The 22978-nt window shown below is 57.3% G+C and carries 16 protein-coding genes; 13 read left to right on the top strand and 3 right to left on the bottom strand.

Going from position 1 to position 22978, the window contains the following annotated elements; translation table 11 throughout:
- Positions 1-10 precede the first annotated feature (10 nt).
- The 8 genes from odhB (at position 11) to rluB (ending at position 8877) form a co-directional block, all read left to right on the top strand.
- On the top strand, positions 11-1261 hold the full coding sequence (gene odhB / locus AXW11_RS12085; protein WP_091642055.1) for a 2-oxoglutarate dehydrogenase complex dihydrolipoyllysine-residue succinyltransferase: 1251 nt from the start codon (positions 11-13) through the stop codon (positions 1259-1261).
- Positions 1262-1296: 35 nt separating this feature from the next.
- Positions 1297-2736: a dihydrolipoyl dehydrogenase gene (lpdA, locus tag AXW11_RS12080; RefSeq protein WP_036208061.1), complete on the top strand. Its 1440-nt coding sequence runs from the start codon at positions 1297-1299 to the stop codon at positions 2734-2736.
- A gap of 175 nt (positions 2737-2911) precedes the next feature.
- Positions 2912-4078 carry an ADP-forming succinate--CoA ligase subunit beta gene (gene sucC / locus AXW11_RS12075; protein ID WP_036208058.1) on the top strand — a complete coding sequence of 389 codons (1167 nt, stop codon included), beginning with the start codon at positions 2912-2914 and terminating at the stop codon, positions 4076-4078.
- A complete protein-coding gene (gene sucD, locus AXW11_RS12070) occupies positions 4078-4950 on the top strand; it encodes a succinate--CoA ligase subunit alpha (protein WP_036208055.1) in 873 nt (290 codons plus the stop codon). The genes sucC and sucD overlap by 1 nt, the downstream gene beginning before the upstream one ends.
- A gap of 179 nt (positions 4951-5129) precedes the next feature.
- On the top strand, positions 5130-6344 hold the full coding sequence (locus AXW11_RS12065) for a tryptophan--tRNA ligase (RefSeq protein ID WP_174447630.1): 1215 nt from the start codon (positions 5130-5132) through the stop codon (positions 6342-6344).
- A 29-nt stretch (positions 6345-6373) separates the two neighbouring features.
- On the top strand, positions 6374-7207 hold the full coding sequence (locus AXW11_RS12060) for a segregation and condensation protein A (RefSeq protein WP_091642058.1): 834 nt from the start codon (positions 6374-6376) through the stop codon (positions 7205-7207).
- Positions 7204-7866, top strand: a complete 663-nt coding sequence (gene scpB / locus AXW11_RS12055) for an SMC-Scp complex subunit ScpB (RefSeq protein WP_091642061.1) — start codon at positions 7204-7206, stop codon at positions 7864-7866. The genes AXW11_RS12060 and scpB overlap by 4 nt, the downstream gene beginning before the upstream one ends.
- Positions 7867-7902: 36 nt before the next feature.
- The gene (gene rluB / locus AXW11_RS12050; RefSeq protein ID WP_091642064.1) at positions 7903-8877 is read left to right on the top strand and encodes a 23S rRNA pseudouridine(2605) synthase RluB; all 975 of its coding nucleotides are present in this window, start codon (positions 7903-7905) and stop codon (positions 8875-8877) included.
- Here rluB and AXW11_RS12045 read toward each other — a convergent pair whose 3' ends face one another.
- Complete coding sequence (locus tag AXW11_RS12045; protein ID WP_091642067.1) at positions 8878-9807, bottom strand: GGDEF domain-containing protein; 930 nt, start codon at positions 9805-9807, stop codon at positions 8878-8880.
- A gap of 272 nt (positions 9808-10079) precedes the next feature.
- Here AXW11_RS12045 and AXW11_RS12040 point away from each other — a divergent pair, with 272 nt between their 5' ends.
- The 5 genes from AXW11_RS12040 (at position 10080) to AXW11_RS12020 (ending at position 20334) form a co-directional block, all read left to right on the top strand.
- Positions 10080-10763 (top strand): GntR family transcriptional regulator, encoded by a 684-nt coding sequence (locus tag AXW11_RS12040; RefSeq protein ID WP_036208039.1) that lies wholly within the window; start codon positions 10080-10082, stop codon positions 10761-10763.
- A gap of 1 nt (position 10764) precedes the next feature.
- Positions 10765-14259: a chromosome segregation protein SMC gene (gene smc / locus AXW11_RS12035; protein ID WP_091642069.1), complete on the top strand. Its 3495-nt coding sequence runs from the start codon at positions 10765-10767 to the stop codon at positions 14257-14259.
- A 141-nt stretch (positions 14260-14400) separates the two neighbouring features.
- Complete coding sequence (gene zipA / locus AXW11_RS12030) at positions 14401-15405, top strand: cell division protein ZipA (protein ID WP_091642072.1); 1005 nt, start codon at positions 14401-14403, stop codon at positions 15403-15405.
- Positions 15402-17432, top strand: a complete 2031-nt coding sequence (gene ligA, locus AXW11_RS12025; protein ID WP_091642074.1) for an NAD-dependent DNA ligase LigA — start codon at positions 15402-15404, stop codon at positions 17430-17432. Before zipA ends, ligA begins: the two co-directional genes overlap by 4 nt.
- A gap of 151 nt (positions 17433-17583) precedes the next feature.
- Positions 17584-20334: a hypothetical protein gene (locus tag AXW11_RS12020; RefSeq protein ID WP_091642077.1), complete on the top strand. Its 2751-nt coding sequence runs from the start codon at positions 17584-17586 to the stop codon at positions 20332-20334.
- Between the two features lie 25 nt (positions 20335-20359).
- Here AXW11_RS12020 and AXW11_RS12015 read toward each other — a convergent pair whose 3' ends face one another.
- Both AXW11_RS12015 and mnmC read right to left on the bottom strand, forming a co-directional pair.
- The gene (locus tag AXW11_RS12015; RefSeq protein WP_036208023.1) at positions 20360-20992 is read right to left on the bottom strand and encodes a CBS domain-containing protein; all 633 of its coding nucleotides are present in this window, start codon (positions 20990-20992) and stop codon (positions 20360-20362) included.
- Between the two features lie 60 nt (positions 20993-21052).
- Positions 21053-22966, bottom strand: a complete 1914-nt coding sequence (gene mnmC, locus AXW11_RS12010) for a bifunctional tRNA (5-methylaminomethyl-2-thiouridine)(34)-methyltransferase MnmC2/FAD-dependent 5-carboxymethylaminomethyl-2-thiouridine(34) oxidoreductase MnmC1 (protein WP_091642080.1) — start codon at positions 22964-22966, stop codon at positions 21053-21055.
- Between the last annotated feature and the right edge of the window lie 12 nt (positions 22967-22978).

The raw sequence follows: 22978 nt of genomic DNA, 5'->3' as shown, positions 1-22978 counted from the left end.
AGGATCCGAGATGTCAACTGAAATAAAAGCCCCCGTATTCCCAGAGTCGGTCGCAGAAGGGACAGTCGCGACCTGGCATAAGCAGCCTGGCGAAGCCTGTTCACGTGACGAACTGATTGTCGATATTGAAACCGACAAGGTCGTACTCGAGGTGGTAGCTCCGGCGGATGGTGTTATCGAGGAAGTACTCAAGGGCGAAGGCGACACCGTAGAAAGTGGTGAAGTCGTCGGTAAGTTCAAGGAAGGCGCAGCTGGTGATTCCAAGCCTGCAGCCAAAGATGACAGCAAGAAAGAAGAAAGTAAGCCCGAAGCGACTTCGGAAAAGTCCTCCGAAGCACCAGCCAGGTCATCTGGCGAAGCCATCCTCAGCCCGGCAGCGCGGAAGTTGGCGGAAGAGAATAGCGTTGATCCAGACGCCGTCGAAGGTACCGGAAAAGACGGTCGTGTAACAAAAGAAGATGTTCAGAATCATATAGATGCGGGTAAATCTTCAGGGTCTTCTTCAACTCCTGCATCGAAGCCGGCCGGCGATATGCCGCAGGTGGATGTTGGTTCCGGCGAGCGTCCGGAGAAGCGGGTTCCCATGACGCGTCTGCGTGCCAGTATCGCGAAACGACTGGTCAATGCTCAGCAGACCGCGGCCATGCTCACCACGTTCAACGAAGTGAACATGGGGCCGGTCATGGAGCTGCGCAAGCAATACAAGGAAAGCTTCGAGAAGCGCCATGGGGTCAAGCTCGGTTTCATGTCCTTCTTTACCAAGGCAGCGACCGAAGCGCTGAAACGCTTCCCTGCGGTTAACGCCTCCATCGACGGTAACGACATGGTTTACCATGGTTACCAGGATATCGGTATTGCTGTGTCAAGTGATCGCGGCCTCGTTGTGCCTGTGGTTCGTGACACCGACGCGCTCGGCCTGGCCGACATTGAGAAGAAGATCGTCGAGTACGGAACCAAGGCCAAAGACGGCAAGCTCGGTATCGAGGATATGACCGGTGGCACCTTTACCATCACCAACGGTGGTATCTTCGGTTCACTGATCTCCACGCCGATCCTCAACCCGCCACAGACGGCCATTCTGGGTATGCACAAGATCCAGGAGCGTCCGATGGCAGTGAACGGCAAGGTCGAGATTCAGCCGATGATGTATCTGGCGCTTTCCTACGACCACCGCATGATCGATGGCAAGGAAGCAGTGCAGTTCCTGGTGGCTATCAAGGAAATGCTTGAAGACCCAGCGCGCATTCTGCTGGACGTCTGAGCTGACACTTAACGAATTGGAAAACGGGATAAAACATGTCTGACAAGTACGACGTAATCGTCATTGGCGCTGGCCCGGGCGGCTATGTTGCCGCCATCAAAGCGGCTCAGCTGGGCCTGAAAACCGCGTGCATCGAGTCCTGGACCGATAAAGAAGGCAAGAACCGTCTAGGCGGTACCTGCCTGAATGTGGGCTGCATTCCATCCAAGGCGTTGCTGGAGATTTCCCATAAATATGAGGAAGCCAGCCACGATTTTGCCGAGCAGGGCATTATCGCCAAGGAAGTCGGCTTCGACATCGCCAAGATGATGAAGCGCAAAGAAGGCATCGTGGACCAGTTGACCGGTGGCATCGGCGGCCTGTTCAAGTCTAACGGCGTTACACCGATCTATGGCCACGGGAAACTGTTGGCCAACCGTAACGTGGAAGTGACCGACAAGGATGGCAAGAAAAAAACCTACGAGGCGGAGAACGTGATTATCGCCACGGGTTCACGTCCCATCCAGATTCCACCTGCGCCGTTCGATGGCACGCACATCGTGGACTCTGAGGGCGCTCTGGAATTCACTGAGGTTCCCAAGCGTCTCGGCGTTATCGGGGCAGGTGTTATCGGTCTCGAGCTGGGCAGCGTATGGGCTCGCCTGGGGGCAGAGGTAACCGTACTTGAAGCGGTTGACACCTTCCTGCCAGTCGTTGACCAGCAGGTTGCCAAGGATGCACTGAAACAGTTCCAGAAGCAGGGGCTTAACGTTGTGCTGGGCGCACGTATGACCGGTGCGGAAGTCAAGCGCAAACTGGTTAATGTGACCTATGAAGATTCGAAGGGTAAGCAGGAAGCCAAGTTTGACAAGCTGATCGTCGCCGTTGGCCGTCGCCCATATACCGATAACCTGCTGTCTGAAGACTCCGGTGTTAAGTTGGACGAACGCGGTTTCATCTTCGTGGATGACAACTGTAAAACCGAAGCGCCCGGTGTCTGGGCGGTTGGTGACGTGGTTCGTGGTCCGATGCTGGCCCACAAGGCATCCGAAGAAGGCGTTATGGTTGCTGAGCGTATTGCCGGGCACAAGCCGCAGGTTAACTACGACTGCATCCCGAACGTGATCTACACGTCGCCGGAAGTTGCCTGGGTCGGGAAGACCGAGCAGGAGATGAAAGCGGAAGGTGAGGAGTACAATGTGGGTACTTTCCCATTCGCCGCCAATGGTCGAGCCATGGCAGCGAATGCGGCGTCCGGCATGGTCAAGATCATCGCCGACGCGAAAACCGATCGTATTGTCGGTTTCCACGTGGTGGGTCCCCAGGCCTCTGAAATCGTTGCTCAGGGCGTTATCGCCATGGAGTTTGGTTCCAGTGCCGAAGATCTCGCCCTGACCTGTTTTGCACATCCGACTCTGTCCGAGTCCGTGCATGAAGCGGCTCTGGGTGTTGCCGGCGGAGCGATTCACATCGCCAACCGTCGCAAAAAGAAGTAACGCGAGCCAGGAAGCAGGGGCGCCAATGACGGCGCCCCGCTGCTATTAAAACGGCTGGTTTTCGGTCGCGTTAAGGATGCGCTGAGGTGATCCCCGGCGCATCAAACCGAATTCGCACTGCGCGGGTTCAATTTCCGTATGTGGTTATCCTCCATCAGAAAGCGGGACATTAACTATGAATTTGCATGAATATCAGGGCAAACAGCTTTTCGCTGAATATGGCCTGCCAGTATCCAAGGGCATTGCCTGCGATACCCCCAAAGACGCAGTGGCCGCTGCTGACGAAATCGGCGGCGACGCCTGGGTAGTAAAAGCTCAGGTTCACGCTGGTGGCCGCGGCAAGGCCGGCGGTGTAAAACTGGTCAAGAGCAAGGACGATATCCGCGCCTTCGCTGAGAACTGGCTTGGCAAGAATCTGGTGACCTACCAGACCGACGAAAACGGCCAGCCAGTCAGCAAGATTCTTGTTGAGTCCCTTACCGATATCGACCAGGAACTCTACCTGGGCGCGGTTGTTGATCGCGGTACCCGTCGTATCGTGTTCATGGCTTCCACCGAAGGTGGTGTTGAAATCGAAAAGGTTGCCGAAGAAACCCCGGAAAAGATCCTGAAGGCCGAAGTTGACCCACTGGTCGGAGCACAGCCATTCCAGGGGCGCGAACTGGCGTTCAAGCTAGGCCTGGAAGGCAAGCAGATTGGTCAGTTCACCAAGATTTTCCTGGGCCTGGCGAAACTGTTCGAGGAGTGCGATCTGGCGCTGGTTGAGATTAACCCGCTGGTTATCACTCCAGCCGGTGACCTGCACTGCCTGGACGCCAAGATTGGCGTTGATGGTAACGCGCTGTACCGTCAGAAGAAGATCCACGAGATGCACGATCCCTCCCAGGAAGATTCCCGGGAAGCGGAAGCTGCCAAGTGGGAACTCAACTACGTGGCGCTGGATGGCAACATCGGCTGCATGGTTAACGGCGCAGGATTGGCCATGGGTACCATGGATATCATCAAGCTGTCCGGCGGCCAGCCTGCGAACTTCCTGGACGTTGGCGGCGGTGCCACCAAGGAACGTGTTTCCGAAGCGTTCAAGATCATCCTGTCTGACGACAACGTGAAAGCGGTACTGGTCAATATCTTCGGCGGCATTGTTCGCTGTGACATGATTGCCGAAGGCATCATCGGCGCCGTAAAAGATGTTGGCGTCAAGGTTCCTGTGGTTGTGCGTCTGGAAGGCAACAACGCCGAGAAGGGCACTAAAGTACTCGCTGACAGTGGCCTGAACATCATTGCCGCCACCAGTCTGTCGAATGCGGCAGAGCAAGTCGTTAAAGCCGCGGGGGGTAAATAATGAGCATCCTGATCAACAAAGACACCAAGGTTATCTGCCAGGGCTTTACCGGCGCACAGGGTACGTTCCACTCTGAGCAGGCCATCGAATATGGCACCAAAATGGTTGGTGGCGTAAGCCCCGGTAAGGGCGGCACCGAACACCTGGGCCTGCCGGTGTTCAACACCGTGCGTGAAGCGGTCGAGAAGACGGGCGCCGAAGCCACGGTTATCTACGTTCCGGCGCCGTTCTGTAAAGACGCCATCGTTGAAGCCGCTGACGCTGGCATCCAGCTGATCGTCTGCATCACCGAAGGCATCCCGACCATCGACATGCTCTACGCAAAAGAGTACGTCGATCGCAAGGGTGTTCGCATGATCGGGCCGAACTGCCCGGGTGTGATCACGCCAGGCGAGAGCAAGATCGGTATCATGCCGGGCCACATCCACAAGCCGGGCAAAGTGGGCATCGTGTCCCGCTCTGGTACCCTGACGTACGAAGCGGTCAAGCAGACCACCGACTTCGGTTACGGCCAGTCTACCTGCGTTGGCATCGGTGGTGACCCGATTCCGGGTTCCAACTTCATCGACATCCTGCAGTTGCTGCAGGACGATCCGCAGACAGAAGCCATCGTGATGATCGGCGAGATCGGCGGGACCGCTGAGGAAGAAGCCGCTGCGTTCATCAAGGACAACGTCAGCAAGCCGGTGGTGTCTTACATCGCGGGTGTGACGGCGCCTCCTGGTAAGCGTATGGGCCACGCCGGTGCGATTATCTCCGGTGGTAAGGGTACGGCGGATGAGAAATTCGCGGCCCTGAACGACGCCGGTGTCAAAACTGTGCGCAGCCTGGCTGAAATTGGCAAGGCGCTGAAGGAAGTGACTGGCTGGTAAACTACCGCCGGTGAATGAAAGCCCCCGGGTCTGTTTTGCGGACTGCCGGGGGCTTTTTGTTTTCTGGCGTCAGCGCAGGTTTTTCAATGCCTTCTTAACGCGGGCCACACATAAGACTATAATGCCCGGTCAGCCTGCAATATGATGGCTGTTCCCTATAAATAAAAGGAGTTCATGCTTTGAGTTCTGTCGATTCCCAGCAACGGATTTTGTCCGGCATGCGTCCCACCGGCAAGTTGCACCTCGGCCATTATCACGGTGTTCTGAAGAACTGGGTGAAACTCCAGCATGAATTCGAATGCTTCTTCTTCGTTGCCGACTGGCACGCGTTGACCACCAACTATGATGATCCCAGCGGCATTGAGGATAGCGTCTGGGATATGGTGATCGACTGGCTCGCGGCAGGCGTCAATCCCGGGTCCTCAACGATGTTCATCCAGTCCAAGGTGCCGGAACACGCGGAGCTTCATCTTTTACTGTCGATGATTACCCCATTGGGCTGGCTTGAGCGTGTACCCACGTATAAGGATCAGCAGGAAAAACTGCGCGAGAAAGACCTGGCCACCTACGGCTTTCTCGGCTATCCGCTACTGCAGAGCGCGGACATTCTGATGTATCGGGCCGGTCGGGTACCCGTGGGTGCAGACCAGGTGTCCCACGTGGAAATCACGCGCGAAGTCGCTCGCCGCTTCAATCACATCTACGGCCGTGAGCCGGGATTTGAAGAGCAGGCAGAGGGCGCCATCGTCAAGATGGGCAAGAAAAACGCAAAGCTTTACCGCACCCTGAAGAAGCGTTACCAGGAAGAGGGCGATATGGAAGCCCTGGAAACGGCGCGGGCATTGCTCAAGGAGCAGCAGAACATCTCCCTGGGCGATCGTGAGCGGCTGTACGGTTATATCGAAGGTGGCGGTAAGGTGATCCTTCCAGAGCCCCAGCCCCTGCTGACACCGGAATCGAAGATGCCAGGACTGGACGGCCAGAAAATGTCCAAGTCCTACAACAACTATATCGGTTTGCGCGAAGAGCCTGACAGCGTCGCCCAGAAAATCCGCACCATGCAGACCGACCCCCAGCGGGTACGGCGTACCGATCCGGGCGAACCGGAGAAGTGTCCGGTTTGGGGGCTTCATCAGGTTTATTCCGATGCGGATACCCAGGAATGGGTGCAAACCGGCTGCCGCTCGGCGGGCATTGGTTGCCTGGAATGCAAGAAGCCGCTGATTGACTCGATTATTGAAGAGCAGCGGCCCCTGCATGAACGTGCTCGTGAATATGAAGGCAATCCGGACCTGGTTCACGCCATTATTGAAGAAGGCTGCGAGCATGCCAGGGATGCCGCGAGGGATACCCTTGAGGAAGTTCGGACAGCCATGGGCCTGAACTACCGCTGAGCCCCGACGCTGACAATTCCGGAGAGACCATGACAGAGGACACCACAGGCAATACGACGGCGGATGAGGGGGCTGAGGTGCCCGTTGAGCAGGCGCCACTTGCCCGTGTCTCCGGTAAGCCGGTGGTTGATCTGCCTCGTGACCTGTATATACCTCCCGATGCCCTGGCGGTCTTCCTTGAGGCCTTTGAGGGGCCATTGGATCTGTTGCTGTATCTGATCCGACGTCAGAACATGGACATCCTCGACATCGATGTCAGTGAGATTACCAAGCAATACATGGATTACATCGGCGCCGTTGAAGCCATGCGCTTCGAACTGGCTGCGGAGTATCTGGTTATGGCAGCGACCCTGGCGGAGATAAAATCCAGGATGCTGTTGCCGCGACAGGAATCCGAGGACGAAGAGGACATCGATCCGCGAGCGGAGCTGATACGCAGGCTCCAGCAGTATGAGCGCTTCAAGCAGGCCGCCGAAGATATTGACGACTTGCCACGGCTTGAACGGGACAATTTCGTTGCCTCTGCAGCGTTGCCCCGGATGCCTTCCAGTCAGCCCCATCCGGACGTGGACCTGCGGGAAATACTGTTTGCCCTACAGGGCATGCTCAAACGTGCAGATCTGTTTACCAGCCACCACGTGGAGAGGGAGCGTTTATCCACCCGTGAACGTATGTCGGCAATACTGTCGGTCTTGCGGGATGATCAGTTCGTGACGTTCGAAAGTCTGTTCACTCCAGAGGAAGGGCGATTGGGGGTCGTGGTGAGTTTCCTGGCGACCCTGGAACTGGTCAAGGAGCAATTGATCGAAGTGGTCCAGGCCGAGGTGCTGGGCCCGATCCATGTCAGGGCGAGAGCGGTATGAACGAGGAAAATCTCCGGAAAATACAGGCCATTACCGAAGCTGCATTGCTGGCCGCCGGCAAACCCTTAACGGTCGACCAGTTACGGGATCTTTTCGAAGAAGGTGAGCGCCCGGCCCGCCAGGTAATGGAGCATGTGCTGGTCTTGCTGGAACAGTCCTGCCAGGGGCGGGGATTCGAACTGAAGAAAATCGCCAGTGGTTACCGGCTGCAGGTGCGGGAAGAGTTTGCTCCGTGGGTGGGGCGTTTATTCGAAGAAAAGCCCCAGAGGTACTCCCGAGCACTGCTGGAGACGTTGGCACTGGTTGCCTATCGCCAGCCCATAACCCGCGGTGAAATTGAGGATATTCGGGGCGTCACCGTCAGCAGCAACATTGTCCGTACGCTGCTTGAGCGGGAATGGGTGAGGGTAGTTGGGCACCGCGACGTGCCGGGCAGGCCTGCTATGTATGCCACCACCCGTCAGTTTCTGGACTATTTCAATCTGGAAGGTCTGGACCAGATGCCGCCCTTGTCAGAAATCCGGGATCTGGAAGAGATCGGTCGGGAAATCGAAAAGAACATGCAGGCCGAGATCGAATTTGAATCTCCGGCCCGAAATACTGGTGACGATGGGGATGACTCCAATCCCGATAACGCGCCAGGACAAACACTTCACTGATGCCACCGGCGTCAGTCACTCTTTAAGGATAGATCCATGGCGGCCAATCGCCCCAAGAAACCCGAACAGCGGCAGCCGGATGAAACCACCGTTTCCGGCCCGGAGCGCATACAGAAGCTACTGGCACGAGCCGGTGTGGGATCGCGTCGGGAAGTTGAATCCTGGATCGAAGCCGGTCGCCTGAGCATCAATGGGAATCCGGTTGAGCCGGGGCAGAAAGTCACGGTTGATGATCGCATTGAGCTGGATGGCAAGCGCCTCGACATTGCGGCCGGGGCCGAGGTGGTCAGGCGTGTACTCATCTACAACAAACCGGAAGGCGAGGTCACCACACGCCGCGACCCGGAAGGACGACCGACGGTATTCGACAGCCTTCCCCGGCTCCGTGACCATCGCTGGATTGCCATTGGGCGGCTGGACATCAATACCACCGGCCTGGTGCTGTTCACCACCGATGGGGAACTCGCCAACCGGCTGATGCATCCGTCACGCCAGATTGACCGCGAATACGCGGTCCGGGTATTTGGTGAAGTGGATGAGGCTATGATCAAAAGATTGTCTGAGGGCGTGCTGCTCGACGACGGTATGGCGAAGTTTTCGGACATCAGCGAGGCCGGGGGAAAGGGGATCAACCAATGGTTCCATGTGACGCTTCTGGAAGGCCGTAACCGTGAAGTGCGCAGGCTTTGGGAATCCCAGGGTGTGAGGGTCAGCCGCTTGAAGCGTGTGCGCTACGGGCCGATTTTCCTGCCAAGCCGCCTGACGGTTGGTAAGTGGGAAGAGCTGGATCAGAAAGCCGTGGATTCGCTGAGCAAAGCCGTCGATTTGAAGCCTGTGGACATTCCGGCCAAGACGCCGTCCGAGCAAAAGACCCTTGATCGTAAGCGTCGTAAACAGGCCGGGGCAGGTCCGCGTAAATCAGGCGGCGCGCGATGGCAGGTCGACAGTGCTGGCCCGTCGACGGGCCGGAAGTCATCAGGCAAGCCACCGGCAAAGTCTGGAAAACGCTGATCAGTTGCTGATAGCGGCGAAAACCCGTGTGCAATTGCGGCCATGGGCTTTCGCCTGGTACAACGCTTCGTCGGCGCGGGCAAGCCACTGGTCGGCGGTCTCGTCTGCCAGCCTCATGGCCACGCCGCAGCTGGCGGTTACTGTGACATCGGTATCCCCGCAGTCCACGACAATGGTATTGATGAAGTCGCGAATACGGTCGCCAACCTCGCGGGCGTTCGCCTCGTCGGTATGGGCCAGCAGAATGGCAAACTCTTCCCCGCCAAAGCGGTACACGCTGTCGGAATTTCTGACGGCCTTTTCGAGTTCGGCGGCCGCCAGTTTCAGCATGTGATCACCCACGACATGGCCGTGTTGGTCATTCACCTGCTTGAAATGGTCCAGATCGCACAGGATCAGTGAATACTGCTCTCCATGCCTGTCGCCAAGACAACTGGCACGGGACAGCGCCTCGTCCATAGCACGCTTGTTGGGAACACCGGTCAGGCAATCCGTCAGAGACGCCTGTTCGATGGTAAAAAACTGGCAGGCATTGCGAATGGGGCAGATGGCGGCTGCAAGCATCAACTCTATGCCTTCGAGCTCCTGTTCCGTGAATTTCTGTCGACGGCTGAGAGAAAGCGTGCCATAGAAGCCGCCTTCGAGGTTGAGCCGATAATCGCAGCTATGGGGGCCGCCCTTACCGGTTACATAGACAAAATCCCTTGACGCTATGGTATGCCGGTAAGTCAGGCAATCGTAAGGAACCACGCTGGCGATCTCTTCAGCCAGAATTGCCAGTTGTGTTTCCAGGCTGAGTGTCGTGGACAGTCTTCGGGTCAGCCTTGTCAGCACATCCGGGGATTCATTCCAGTCGCGGTGCGCCTGTCTCAGGGCCGCGAGTTTCTGAGGTTGTGGTCCAGACTTATTGATCGACGGAATCTGTTTCACTTAAAACTGCCTGTTAAGGTATTTTTTTATAAACATGCATGTTTGGGGCCATTATTTAATTAACGTTCAATAACAATTATATACAGTTATTTCCTACTCGATTTCTCAAGAATTAGAACAGACCTGGTGGCGAGCACGCCAAATTTCCGGCACGGGTTTGCCGGCATGACCAGATCGTTAAAATGTCCGACAAGGGGATTGGGCTCACGGGTGCCTGTGGTAAACTTCTGCGCTTATTCTTTGCTGCCAGTAGCGAGTGAGCGACCAACTTTATGAGGTTTCAGGCCCCCGAAAGTCTTTCCGAACAGATAGCCCAGCACCTGGGGCAGCGCATTGTGACCGGCGACCTGAGGCCGGGCGAGCGAATCCAGGAGCTCAAGGTTGCCGGTGAACTGAATGTCAGTCGCGGTTCCGTGCGCGAGGCGCTGTTGATTCTCCAGCGCCGCCATCTGGTGGATATTTTTCCTCGCCGTGGTGCCGTGGTGTCCCGTTTGACGCCGGAACTGGTCAACAGCCTCTATGATATCTACATTGATTTGCTGTGCATGCTGGGGCGGAAGGTGCTTGAGCGTTGGTCCGGCAGTGAACTGTCTGGCGTTATGGGTCAGGTGCGGGAGCTTCAGGCGGTCATTGATGCACTCAATTCCTCCGGCGGAGATGCTGCCGAGCAGGTCATTGATGCCGGATTCGGGGTAATGCGCTACGCCTATGGGTTGGTGGAAAACCCGTTCCTTGAGGAAACCCTGGAAAACTTCCGGCCTGCGATCAGCCGGACCTATTTCGTCGCGCTTGAGAATTTCCGCGATGAACTGGCGGAAACCGGGCGGTTTTTCCGGCAACTTGCGGACGCAGCGGTGCGTGACGACGCCGCCGGCCTTGAAACCGCCATCTGTGAGTTTGGCGAACATCAGCGTGAACAGGTACTGAGTATTCTCAGGGAAGAGGTGAGCGCCTGATATGCGCCTGAAGTCCATCAAGTTATCCGGTTTCAAATCTTTCGTTGACCCGACCACGGTGCCGTTTCCGTCCAACATGACAGCGGTCGTGGGCCCCAACGGTTGTGGCAAGTCCAATATCATCGATGCGGTGCGCTGGGTGATGGGCGAAAGCTCGGCCAAATATCTGCGTGGCGAGTCCATGTCGGACGTTATCTTCAACGGTTCCAGTGCGCGTAAACCGGTCGGCCAGGCCTCCATAGAACTGGTGTTCGACAACAGCGACGGTTCGGCGCCCGGCGAGTTCGTACGTTTCAATGAAATTTCGGTACGCCGCCGTGTTTCCCGCGAGGGGCAGTCGGAATACTTCCTGAACGGCTCCAAATGCCGTCGGCGTGATATTACCGATCTTTTCCTCGGGACCGGGCTAGGCCCCCGCAGCTACGCCATCATCGAGCAGGGGATGATCTCGCGGTTGATCGAGGCCAAGCCGGAAGAGTTGCGGGTGTATATCGAGGAAGCGGCGGGTATCTCCAAGTACAAGGAGCGCCGCAAGGAAACCGAAAGCCGCATCCGCCGGACCCAGGAGAACCTGGAACGCCTGACGGATCTTCGGGACGAACTTGGCAGGCAGCTGCAACACCTTGAGCGTCAGGCTCAGTCGGCGGAAAAGTACAAAGCCTACAAACAGGAAGAGCGCCAGAAAAAGGCCGAGCTGACGGTGTTGCGCTGGCAGTCCCTGGACACCGATCTTCAGACTTGGCGCACTCGCATCCGGGATACCGAGCTCGAGCTCGAGAAGCAGCTGTCTGAACGTGTCAGCCTGGAAACAGCTCTTGAATCCCTGCGGGACGGCCATCAGGAACGTAACGAACATTTCAATCGGGCGCAGGCGCGTTACTACGAAGCCGGTGCCGATATTGCCCGCATTGAGCAGAGCCTTGAGCACCAACGAGAGCGCAGCCGCCAGACGGCCGCGGAACTGGACCAGGCCATGGCCAATCAGCGCGAACTGGCTCGGGAACTGGAACAGGATGAAGAGAAACTGGCGGGCATCCAGGAAGAACTGGATATGTTGGAGCCCGAACAGGAGGCGCTGGTCCTGAAATCGGAGGAATCCGGAGAAAAGCTCCAGAGTGCCGAGGATGCCATGAGCGAATGGCAGCACAACTGGGAGGATTTCAGTTCCCGTTCAGCGGATGCGCGCCGACAGGCGGAACTGGCCCAGTCCAGTATCCGTTCCCAGGAAAATGCCATTGAGCAACTGCGCACCCGTCAACAACGGCTTCGTGAAGAACAGGATCTGCTTGAAGGACAGGTTGATCGGGCGGAACTGGACGACCTTCTGGAGCAGCAGGAATCCCTGGAGCTGCAGAGGGAGGAAGCCGCGGAGCGAATCAACGTTGTCCAGGACGAACTCCAGGAGGCACGCCACCACCAGCGGGATGCAGATCAGGCTGCCACCGAGGCGCGCCAGCAGGTCCAGAGTCTGAGGGCATCGCTTGAATCCCAGCAGGCCTTGTTGGATGAACAGATGGGCAGCCAGGACGACACCCTGCAGGCCTGGCTTAATGAACACAGCCTTAGCGACAGCCCACGACTGGCCACGCAACTTCGTATCGACGATGGCTGGGAATTTGCGGTAGAGCAGGTAATTGGGCGCTTCAGCCAGGGGCTGAGCGTACCGGGGCTGGGAGCAATGCATGCCAACATGGCTGATGCTCCCCGAGGTTTGGCCCTGGTGAATAGTGACTCCAGCGCCAATGGTCCATCAACGGGGCTCGCAAGCAAAGTATCCGGTGCCGGGGGCATGGCATCCTTGCTGGCGCTTGTTGATACCGCGGAGTCCATGGAGGACGCGCTGGAACGGCAGAAAGGTTTGGCGCCGGGCAGGAGTGTCATTACCCCCGAGGGTGCCTGGTTGTCCGTTGACTGGGTGTTGATGCCCGATTCCGACGCAGCCCAGATTGGCGTAATCGAACGCCAGAAGAAAGTCACCGCACTGACAGCAGAGTTAGAGCAGGCGGAAGCCTCCCTGGAAGCCGCCACCGATAATCTGGACCGGTTGCTGGAACAGTCAGAACGGGCGGAAGCTGCCAGGGACGATGCCCAGGGCCGGCTGGCGGATGCTGATCGGGAACTCGCCACCCTGTCATCCAAGATCAGTGGTCTCAAGGCGCGTGCGGAACAGATTGATGCGAGGCTTCAACGCATTCGTGACGATCTTGCTGACGTGTCCATGAATCTCGAGGAGCAGCAGGGACAACTGCTGGAAACCCGCGAGGAGTGGCAGCAGGCCCTGGCATCGACGGAAGACAGCGATGAAGAGAAGGAGCGGCTGCTTGAGCGTCGGGACGTGCTGCGTGAAAACCTTGACCGGCTTCGCCAGGAGGCTCGGCACGATCGCGATCACGCCCACCAGTTACAACTCCAGCTTCAGTCTTTGAACAGCCAGCGCGATGGCTTGCGTCAGACCATTGATCGAATGCAATTGCAGAAAGAGCGTCTGGACGAGCGACTCGACATTCTCCGTGAAAGCCGCGAAAACGCCGAAGAGCCCATTGAAGATCTGAAAATGCAGCTGGAAGGCCTGCTGGACAGGCGCTTGGCTGAAGAGGAAAAGTTGGGTGCTGCCCGAGACGCGCTTGAAGAAATTGATCAGGAGGTGCGTGATCGGGAGCAAAGTCGCAGCCGCATAGAACATACCATCCAGGACGTCCGTGCCAGCCTCGAGAAGCTGAAAATGGAATCCCAGGCCCTGGAGATTCGTGCAGGCAATCACCTGGAGCAGCTCGAGGAACTGGATGTCCGCCTGCAGGAAGTGCTGTCAACGTTGCCTGAAGATGCCAGCGAGAAAGCCTGGGCTGAAGACCTCGAGAAAATCGGGTCCCGGATTCAGCGTCTGGGTGCCATCAACCTTGCGGCCATCGAGGAGTATCAGGTTCAGAGTGAGCGTAAGACCTATCTGGACAGTCAGCATGAAGATCTGATGGAAGCGCTCGAGACCCTGGACAACGCCATACGCAAGATCGATCGCGAAACCCGGCAGCGCTTCAAGGAGACGTTCGATCAGGTCAATGGGGGGCTCCAGGCGCTGTTCCCGAAAGTGTTCGGCGGCGGCAATGCGTACCTTGAGCTTACGGGTGAGGACCTGCTGGAAACAGGGGTTGCCATCATGGCAAGGCCGCCGGGCAAGAAAAACAGCACCATTCATTTGCTCTCCGGCGGGGAGAAAGCACTGACGGCCATTGCATTGGTGTTCTCCATCTTCCAGCTTAATCCGGCCCCGTTCTGTATGCTGGATGAGGTGGATGCTCCGTTGGACGATGCTAACGTGGGGCGGTACGCCAACATGGTCAAGGAAATGTCAAAACAGGTACAGTTCATCTACATTACCCACAACAAGATCGCCATGGAAATGGCCGACCAACTGATGGGGGTCACGATGCATGAGCCAGGATGCTCACGGCTGGTATCGGTAGATGTTGACGAGGCTGCCGCGTTGGCTGAAGCATGATGACATGTCGCTGGCGGACAGGCGGTCAAGGTTCGTGCAAAAATGACAAAACTGCCATCTGGCCTGTGTTTGCGTTGTATTCATTACAGGCTTTTCTTAGAGTAGCAACGATATCTGATCTGCAAACAGGACAGCACCACTATGTCTCTTAGGGAATGGTTAATTGCCATCGGTACCCTGGTTATACTCGGTATTGTGATTGATGGCCTGCGCCGGATGAGGCGCGCCCGTAAGGAATCAATCGCGATATCCTCTGGCATGGGCGCGGACGATCTCGACGATTCCCCGTTGGACCAAGACTACAACCCTGAGCTCCCAAATGGTGGGGCGCGAACCATTTCACGGGACACGCTGGAAGAGCGCGGCTACGTAAAACCGGAAAAGAGCCGTTTCGCCAAGCCCAAGCCCAAACCGACCAGGCCGGTGGTCAGCAGCGCGGCCGCGACGGCCAAGGATGACTCCGAAGAGCTGACTGCAGAGCGTGAACCGGAGCCGGAAAATCTGGCCGCCAGTGAACCCAGTGACGTTGACTACGATTCTGACATCGGTTGGGGGGCAGTAGATGAGGAACCGGAAACCGATATAGCGGATTCTGGCCCGGACGACAAAGGGATTCCCCCCACGGTAACCACCGAGGTCGAGGAAGACACGGCAAGGCGGGAAGCCACAGCACGGCAATCCGGGCAGCCCCTCGCCGGAGCCAACCGGCCGGAGGCCCGGGAAGTGGTGGTTATCAATGTGTTGGCGAAAAGTGAGCAGAATTTCGAGGGCACCAAACTCAAGGCGCTGTTCGAAGCTTGCGGCCTGGAACATGGCGACATGGATATCTACCATCGCCACGAACAGTCAGATACCACCAGCCCGGTGCAGTTCAGCGTGGCCAGTGCAGTTGAGCCCGGTACCTTCAAGCCCGAGGATATGCCAGCCCTGTCGACGCCGGGTATCAGCTTCTTTATGAGCATGCCCGGGCCTACCAATTCCATGCAGGCCTTTGAGTTCATGCTGGAAACGGCGCAGTGCGTGGTGCGCAATCTTGGCGGTGAACTGAAGGACGAGCGCCGCAGCGTGATGACCCCGCAAACCATTGAACACTGCCGCCAACGCATCCGCGAATTTGAACGTAAACAACGATCCCCCAGACAATGACCAAAGCCTCTCCCGACGTTATCAGCCGGGCCGGAGAACTCCGGGATATCATCACTGAGTATAACTATCAGTACTATGTTCTGGACGATCCCCGGGTTCCGGATGCCGAGTACGACCGCCTGTTTCGGGAATTACAGGACCTCGAAGCGCAATACCCCGATATTGTGACGCCTGATACCCCCACTCGCCGGGTGGGGGCATCGGTGGAAACCACCTTTGAGGAAGTTGTCCATCGTATCCCCATGCTTTCCCTGGACAATGCGTTCAGTGATGAAGAACTGAGGGACTTTGACCGCCGGGTGAGAGATCGGCTCAAGACCGAAGAAGACATTGAGTATGTCTGCGAGCCCAAGCTGGATGGGCTGGCGGTTAGTCTTCATTACGAATCTGGCGTGCTGACCCGGGCCGCTACACGCGGTGATGGCTATACAGGTGAGGATATCACCGCCAACATCCGTACCATCCCGTCGGTGCCCCTGAGACTTCGTGGTGACAACATCCCTGAGCTGGTGGAGGTCCGGGGAGAGGTGTATATGCCCCGGGAAGGGTTCGAAACCCTGAACAAACGTCTGGCGGACAAGGGAGAGAAGACGTTTGTTAACCCCCGTAATGCTGCCGCCGGCAGTCTGAGACAGAAAAAGCCCACCGTGACGGCCCGACGTCCACTCGAATTGTGCGCCTACAGTGTCGCGCTTGAGGACGAAAGCCGGCTGCCCGCCACCCATTGGGAAGGGCTGCAACAGGTTGGTGCCTGGGGTTTCCGGATCAACCCTGAGATGCGTCGGGCGACCGGCGCGGAGGACTGTCTGCAGGCTTACAATGAGCTGATGGATAAGCGTGCCAGCCTACCTTATGAAATCGATGGCATTGTCTTCAAGGTAAACAGCCTGGCATTGCAGCGGCAGTTGGGGTTCGTCTCCCGTGCCCCCCGATGGGCCATTGCCCAGAAATTTCCGGCGCAGGAAGAACTGACGGTCATTGAAGACGTGGAATTCCAGGTCGGCCGTACCGGCGCGATTACGCCAGTCGCCCGGCTCAAGCCGGTATTTGTGGGAGGCGTAACGGTTAGCAACGCCACGCTGCACAATATGGACGAAATCCAACGGCTGGGTGTCCGTATCGGAGACACCGTGTTCGTTCGACGTGCAGGGGATGTGATTCCCCAGGTGGTCAAGGTTGTGGCCGAACGTCGCCCTGACAATACCCGTGAGGTCCAGCTTCCGGACGCCTGCCCCGTATGCCAGTCTGACATTGTGCAGATCGAGGGCGAGGTAGTGGCCCGCTGTTCCGGCGGGCTGTTCTGTCCGGCACAGCGCAAGGAGGCCATCCGGCACTATGCATCCCGAAAGGCGCTGGACATAGAAGGGCTAGGGGACAAGTGGATTGATATTCTGGTGGACAGGGAACTGGTCACCACGGTTGCGGATCTTTACCTGTTAAAGAAAGCCGATTTGACGGGTCTTGAACGTATGGGTGATAAATCCGCGGGTAATCTGATCGATGCCATTGATCGCTCCCGCCACCCGGTCCTTTGGAAATTCCTGTATGCCCTTGGTATTCGGGAGGTGGGCGAGGCAACCGCCAAGGCCCTGGCCAGCCACTTTGGCACCCTGGAAGCCATTGGTGAGGCTGACGAGGATGCCCTGCAGTCGGTGTCTGACGTTGGGCCCATTGTCGCCGGCCACATTCGTAGTTTCTTCGACCAGACCCACAACCAGGAAACCATTCAGGCCCTGAAAGACGCTGGGGTTCAATGGCAGACCGAAGAGATCACCGCCAGTGAAAAGCCGCTGAAGGGAGAGACCTGGGTACTGACGGGGTCACTGTCCGACATGACAAGGGATGACGCCAAGGCAAAATTGGAGTCTCTTGGGGCCAAAGTAGCGGGAAGCGTCTCCGGCAAGACCTCCTGTGTTGTTGCCGGCGAAGCCGCCGGTTCGAAGCTGACGAAGGCCGAGAATTTGGGAGTCCCGGTAATGGACGAGTCCGCCTTCGTCGAATTTCTTGGCACCCACGGCCTGGAATAAACCTCTGGCCACGGCGCACACTATGGTTCGTCCGTGGCCAGAATCTGAGAACTCGCGCAGATCCTGCCTCCGTGAAATTGATTACCATGAGCTTGTTCTGTAACGGTGTGTAAAGCACCTATAAAAACAATGCTCTGAAACGGACTTTTTCATGCGCGCCGATTCGCTCTCTTGCCTCTCCTGTGCTCTTCGCTGTTTTCCTCGCGGGGGCTGTCTTGCCCTGCTGTCACTGATCCTGGTTGTCATTGGCGGTTGCAAGACCGAACAGGATGCCGAAGACCCCTACATTCTCGGAACACCGCCGGACGAAGCTTATCTGGGCGTTGAATACGCCTACAATTTTGGCGCTTTCGACAGCGACGATATTCTCGATTATTCACTCACCAATGCACCGTCCTGGCTGGCGCTGGAAGACACCAGCAACAAGGCACGCCAGGGCGTCATCATGCGGGGCGTTCCGGGGCTGACCGGTGGCTCGAGAGGCCGTGATGACCTCGGCACTACGGAGAACATCACTCTGGTTGGCAATGATGGCCGTGCGGCCGGTACACAGCCATTTGACATTGAGGTCCGGGAAAACGTGCTCAGCCTGGCCATCGACGATTTTACCGAGGGAGAGGCGTTCGAGGCGCCGGAGGAACGGGATAATCGGTGCGAGGCTCCGGAGATCGGAGAAATCGGTCGACAGACATATGAGGTGAACGAGTACGACGATGATGGCGCCGTCGTTAAAACCGTTCAACGCACCAGCGCCACCTATCCCGTTCTTGTGCGGGTACTGCTTGATCAGCCTTCTGTCACCCGTGTGTCGGTGGCCTTTGAGCTGGACTCCAGCTTTAATCCACAACGCTGTGACGAGGATATTGATCCCCCTCATCAGCGTTGTGAAAATGGCGCCGCCAACGACAACGAGGCGATCATCGGCAAGGACATTGTTGGTTTGGGGACGCAGAGCGAACCGACCTTACCAGTGCCTTCCTATCTTCAGTATCAGCCAGACGATGATGGGTTCCTGTCCAAGGGGGTGATTACTCTGGAGCCCGGAATCACCGAATGTTACATCCGCCTGGAAGTTATCGAGGACACCGAGGCCGAACCCCTGGAAACCCTGAACATCCGACTGACCGAGGTGCGGTCCGGCCTCGCCGGGCTTGGCAGTTCCAATTCCGGTGTCAGGGAATTACTGCGGATTGCGGACAATGAGCCAACAGTGCGCCTGGAAACCGAGGCCGGCGGTACCCGCGATGCGCTTAATGTCGGCGAAGTTCGCGAGTATGTTGCTTTAATCAGCGGTGAACGAGCCGGCGCTTATAGCGTGAAACTTGGAGAGGATGATGACTCCGATGTGGTTCTGGGCGAGGATTTCCTTGTGGAAGTCCGGGACGGGAATGGCGAGTGGGTGGAAGGGGATCTTCTGACCTTTGCCGAGGGCGTTGAGGAAATGCGCTTTCGTATCCGCATTCCCGACGACTACACCAACGGCCAGCTGGAAAACGATCGTTTCCTTCTTTTGGGTCTGGACGAACGTTATCAGTCCGGAAGGGAGAATTTCGCGGCCTCGGCGGATGCGGACAAACTGAGGGTGAACATCAACGAACTGACTTCACCGATTGAGGTGGGCAACAGTGCGGCCTTTGTTCCCACCGACACGGCCTTCGGGCACAACGGTCGTCTTTTCATTGCAGGCTATCGTATCGATGATGGTGACCGTCCCTGGGTGCGTATCGTCACGCAGAAAGGGGAAGTAACGGAGCAGCCGTTGTCAGAGGCCGCTATTGCCCAGGGTGGGGAACCGGTTATCGGTTTTGTCGAACGTAACTTTAAGGAAGGAGATGACGACGTTACCCGCTACGAATTCGTCGTGTCGTTCGGCAGTGAACAGACACCGGACGGTGCCCCTGGCGGCAATGGTGTGGATGTTCATACCCTGCTTTACTTCTTCGACACCGCTCAGGATCCGGACAGTTATGTGCCGGTTTGGAGCATTGTGACCGGCACATCCGGTGATGATTTTCCCCGATGGACTGGGATTGATGAAGATGGTGGTTACGTCGTGAACGCCGGGGAAACCGATGGCCAGTGGACGAACGAAAACGCTGCTGGTGGTGTGGACAGTTTTCTCCAGAGAATTGACACTACCGTTGACGGCAACTCGGTTGTGCCGGTGGTTGCCTGGATACGACAGGTCGGGTCAGCAGGGCATGATGAGTCGGTTGTAGGAGGCAGTACGTCCACCAGCAGTCCGCTGCTGATCGGGGATTCCTCAGGCGCGGTGAGTGGCCAACCCCAACTTGGCGGAAAAGACGCGTTCTTTTATATTGCCTCCAGCGCAGACAGTACAATTAACGTCAGGCAGCGTGGAACCGCTGGCAACGAAGATCTCTCCGACGGCATCTACGGGACCAACAATGTCTGGTTGGTGGGCCAGAGTACCGGCAACTATAGCGTCGAGTCTGGCGATGGAAACCGCTCACTGAAGCGCCGTCAGATCAACAGCCAGGCCGGGTTTGCATTGTCCTATACGGCGTTGGGAGATGTCACTCGCGCCTTTACGTTCAATGACTTGGATGATGCATCCACTGAGTCTCTACGTGCGGTGCGCACTTACGACCGGGACATTCTGGTTGCAGGAAGTACCAACGGTAATTTCAGCGAAAGCGAGGGAAACAGCCAGACTCATCCGATCCTGGCCAGAATTTCACTGGAAGAAAACAGCGATGATGACACTGACAGCAGCCGGGAATGGAGAACTCAGTTGCCACTGGTTGGTGCTGAGGGTGAAATAGAACGGCTGGAAAACTACCGCGATGACGAAATAACAGCCCTGGTCAAAATCGTCAGTGGTGCCTCTGAGACCTGGGAGGTTCGGCTGTTTACTGGAGAGGGGCTGCCGTTGCATTAATCGAATGCGGGCGATGTGCCCACTGCTATACGCTACCCTCGTGCCGGCTGGCGTTGGCGTACAACTTCAGGTAATCGGTGCTGGTGACGATACCGGCTGACTGGCCCCTCTCATCAACCACCAGGGCCGCATTCAGTTGGTGAGCGAGCATCAGCCTTGCCAACTGGTGGGCATCGGTCTCGGGCGACGAGGTCAGGAAGGCGGGTAGTTCGATATTCACGAAGCTCGCGCTCATGGCGTTTGCATCGGTTTCGTGGAGCCAGGCTAGCAACCAGCGTAGATCCACGAGCCCTGCTACGTTACCGTCTGCGGTAATCACGAGATGGTTGACGCCGTTTTCATCCATGGCTTCCATCGCGTCAGCAACGCTTGCGGTGGCTGGCAGAGAGTGCAGGGCGGGGGTGCAGATCTGGGATACCGGCAGGTAGGCCCGTCGCTCTTTGGGTTCACCGGACGCTGCGGCACCGTATTCCTCAATGGCACGCTGCCGTCCGGAGCGGGCGGCAAGCTGGAACTCGGCGTCGGTTGCCTCACTGTGCTGAACATCGATATTGTGGGATTCGCTCAGTTCTGTAACGTCACCTACGCGGCGGCCCCGGAATATCTCCGGCAGGCGTGTCCCAACGGGTCTGCCGGGTTCACTGACATGAATGGACATAATGATCTGCTCCGGTTACAACAGGGCCTTCTCCGGTTATCGGCAGACAATTTGATTTCTTCAGGCGCTAATAGTTTCCTGCTCTGTTATTTCCACGCGGTGGCAGCGGCCCGTCGCGACCCGTTTTGCCAGGGATCCGGGGAGGCAGACAGGCTGCCCGGAGAGCCGGTCGGCAAGGTACTCTGCGAGCAGGGGAGCGTAACTCAACCCCTTGCTGCCCAAGCCGGTAAACAGGTTGATGCCTTCCAATGGTTGCCCATAAGCGTCCACTAGTGGACCAGCGACCGGCTGATAATCATGGGTTGTGCATCGAAACCCGACTTTGCCATCGAGTTTCGCCGGATCAACGTCGCCTGAATCCCTGTTTACCGAGCCTGGAACCATCGCATCCAGCATTGAAAGGTTATCCCGGTGGCTTTCGGTGGAAAGGGTTGGCGATGAGTCATGAAGATCGAAGGTGGCACCCGCCAGTGTCATGCCACCGTGGGCGGGATTGAGATACCCTGATCCACATACCACTACATCAGGGCAATTGACCGCCTTCGCAGGCAAGTGGGTTACTTGCCCTCGAATCGCACGAAAACGGAAGCCGCCCTTCAACGGAATCAGGTCCGGTGTCTGATGGCCGGCGCATATCACCACCCGGTCGACCACAACATCCTGCTCGCCGTTACCTGCGATATGCCATTTGCCGTTGCAAGGGGTAAGTCGGTGGACGTCAAACCCAAAACATTGAAAGATCCGCTCGTGCTCTATCAAATCCCGGCAAAGGCCGCCGGGTTCAAGCCATCCACTGCGAGGAAACCAGAGGCCTCCCCGAGTCAGCGGAATGCCGGCAAGCTCAGACACCTGTTCCGGGCTGATCTGCTGCAATACGGCGCTTGGATAGTCGTTGCGGGCGATGAAGCGGTTCTGACGGTCTTGCTCGCTATCACTGTGCGCCAGTTGAACAAGCCCGGAAGGATGCCAGTGCTCCCCGCCGAACTGTTGATAGTAACGTTGACTGAACAGCAACGATGAGAGACCGAGCTTTGCCTGATCGTTGAACTCAATGCCCAGTTTGACATACAGCGCACCCTGGATATTGCCAGAGGCGGCTGTTCCAGCCTCTTGAGCCTGGTCAATCACCGTGACATGCAATCCCCGCTCCGCCAGATTCCGGGCGAGCAGGCTGCCGGCAACCCCGGCGCCGATGATGGCAATGGATTCAACATCATTCGCGGCTGGTGGTGTTCCGGGGCTGGTGGCATCACCCAGTGTGCCGGTCAACATGTCCCATTTCTGGCCAAATCCGGTTGCTTTTCGCATGGCGAAACCAGCAGCAATCAGCCGTCGCCGCACCTCGCCAACGGATGTAAAGGTGGCGAGCGTCGCGCCGGGCTTGCTGTGGCCCGGTATCGCGTCGATGATTTCACTTGTCCACATGCCCGGATTTTTGGCGGGCGCGAAACCGTCCAGGAACCAGGCATCCGCCTGAAAATCCAGCTCACGCCAGGCATCGGCCACATCGCCGAAAAAAAGTGTGAGCCTGACACGACCACCGGCGAGCACCAGGCGATGGGTGCCGGAGGTGAGGGCAGGATACTGTTCGAGCAGTTCGTCAGCGTAGGCCTTGAGCTCCGGCCACATCGTAAGTGCTCGGGCAAGGTCCTGCGGAGTCAACGGGTGGCGTTCGGCGGAGACGAAATGCAGGCAACCGTGGCGTGGTGTGGCTGTTTCATTCCAGGCTTGCCAGGCTGCGAGGAAATTCAGGCCAGTGCCAAACCCCGTTTCCGCGATGACGAAGGAGGAGGCTGCGGGCAATAAGGAAAAACGTTCGCGAAGCCGGTTCTGGCCGATAAACACGTATCGCGCTTCTTCAAGACCATTCTCGCTGCAGAAGTAAACATCGCCAAAGCGGCGACAGCGGGGCGCGCCATTGCTCCAATCAATGTCGGCGGTTTCAATGGAGGGGAGGCTGAGGTCAGTCACGATCGTTGTATCCGG

Source organism: Marinobacter sp. Hex_13 (genome assembly GCF_001566815.1).
In the GTDB taxonomy this organism is placed as follows: domain Bacteria; phylum Pseudomonadota; class Gammaproteobacteria; order Pseudomonadales; family Oleiphilaceae; genus Marinobacter; species Marinobacter salarius.
Note: the sequence above shows the minus strand (reverse complement) of the source record. Positions and strands in the feature narration are given on the sequence as shown.

What these genes read in the sequence shown, in the direction of transcription:
- scpB (WP_091642061.1), top strand. Translation starts at nt 7,204, where the DNA reads ATGAACGAGGAAAATCTCCGGAAAATACAGGCCATTACCGAAGCTGCA.
- ligA (WP_091642074.1), top strand. Translation starts at nt 15,402, where the DNA reads ATGACCAAAGCCTCTCCCGACGTTATCAGCCGGGCCGGAGAACTCCGG.
- odhB (WP_091642055.1), top strand. Translation starts at nt 11, where the DNA reads ATGTCAACTGAAATAAAAGCCCCCGTATTCCCAGAGTCGGTCGCAGAA.
- rluB (WP_091642064.1), top strand. Translation starts at nt 7,903, where the DNA reads ATGGCGGCCAATCGCCCCAAGAAACCCGAACAGCGGCAGCCGGATGAA.
- sucC (WP_036208058.1), top strand. Translation starts at nt 2,912, where the DNA reads ATGAATTTGCATGAATATCAGGGCAAACAGCTTTTCGCTGAATATGGC.
- zipA (WP_091642072.1), top strand. Translation starts at nt 14,401, where the DNA reads ATGTCTCTTAGGGAATGGTTAATTGCCATCGGTACCCTGGTTATACTC.
- AXW11_RS12040 (WP_036208039.1), top strand. Translation starts at nt 10,080, where the DNA reads ATGAGGTTTCAGGCCCCCGAAAGTCTTTCCGAACAGATAGCCCAGCAC.
- AXW11_RS12020 (WP_091642077.1), top strand. Translation starts at nt 17,584, where the DNA reads ATGCGCGCCGATTCGCTCTCTTGCCTCTCCTGTGCTCTTCGCTGTTTT.
- lpdA (WP_036208061.1), top strand. Translation starts at nt 1,297, where the DNA reads ATGTCTGACAAGTACGACGTAATCGTCATTGGCGCTGGCCCGGGCGGC.
- sucD (WP_036208055.1), top strand. Translation starts at nt 4,078, where the DNA reads ATGAGCATCCTGATCAACAAAGACACCAAGGTTATCTGCCAGGGCTTT.
- AXW11_RS12015 (WP_036208023.1), bottom strand. Translation starts at nt 20,992, where the DNA reads ATGTCCATTCATGTCAGTGAACCCGGCAGACCCGTTGGGACACGCCTG.
- AXW11_RS12060 (WP_091642058.1), top strand. Translation starts at nt 6,374, where the DNA reads ATGACAGAGGACACCACAGGCAATACGACGGCGGATGAGGGGGCTGAG.
- smc (WP_091642069.1), top strand. Translation starts at nt 10,765, where the DNA reads ATGCGCCTGAAGTCCATCAAGTTATCCGGTTTCAAATCTTTCGTTGAC.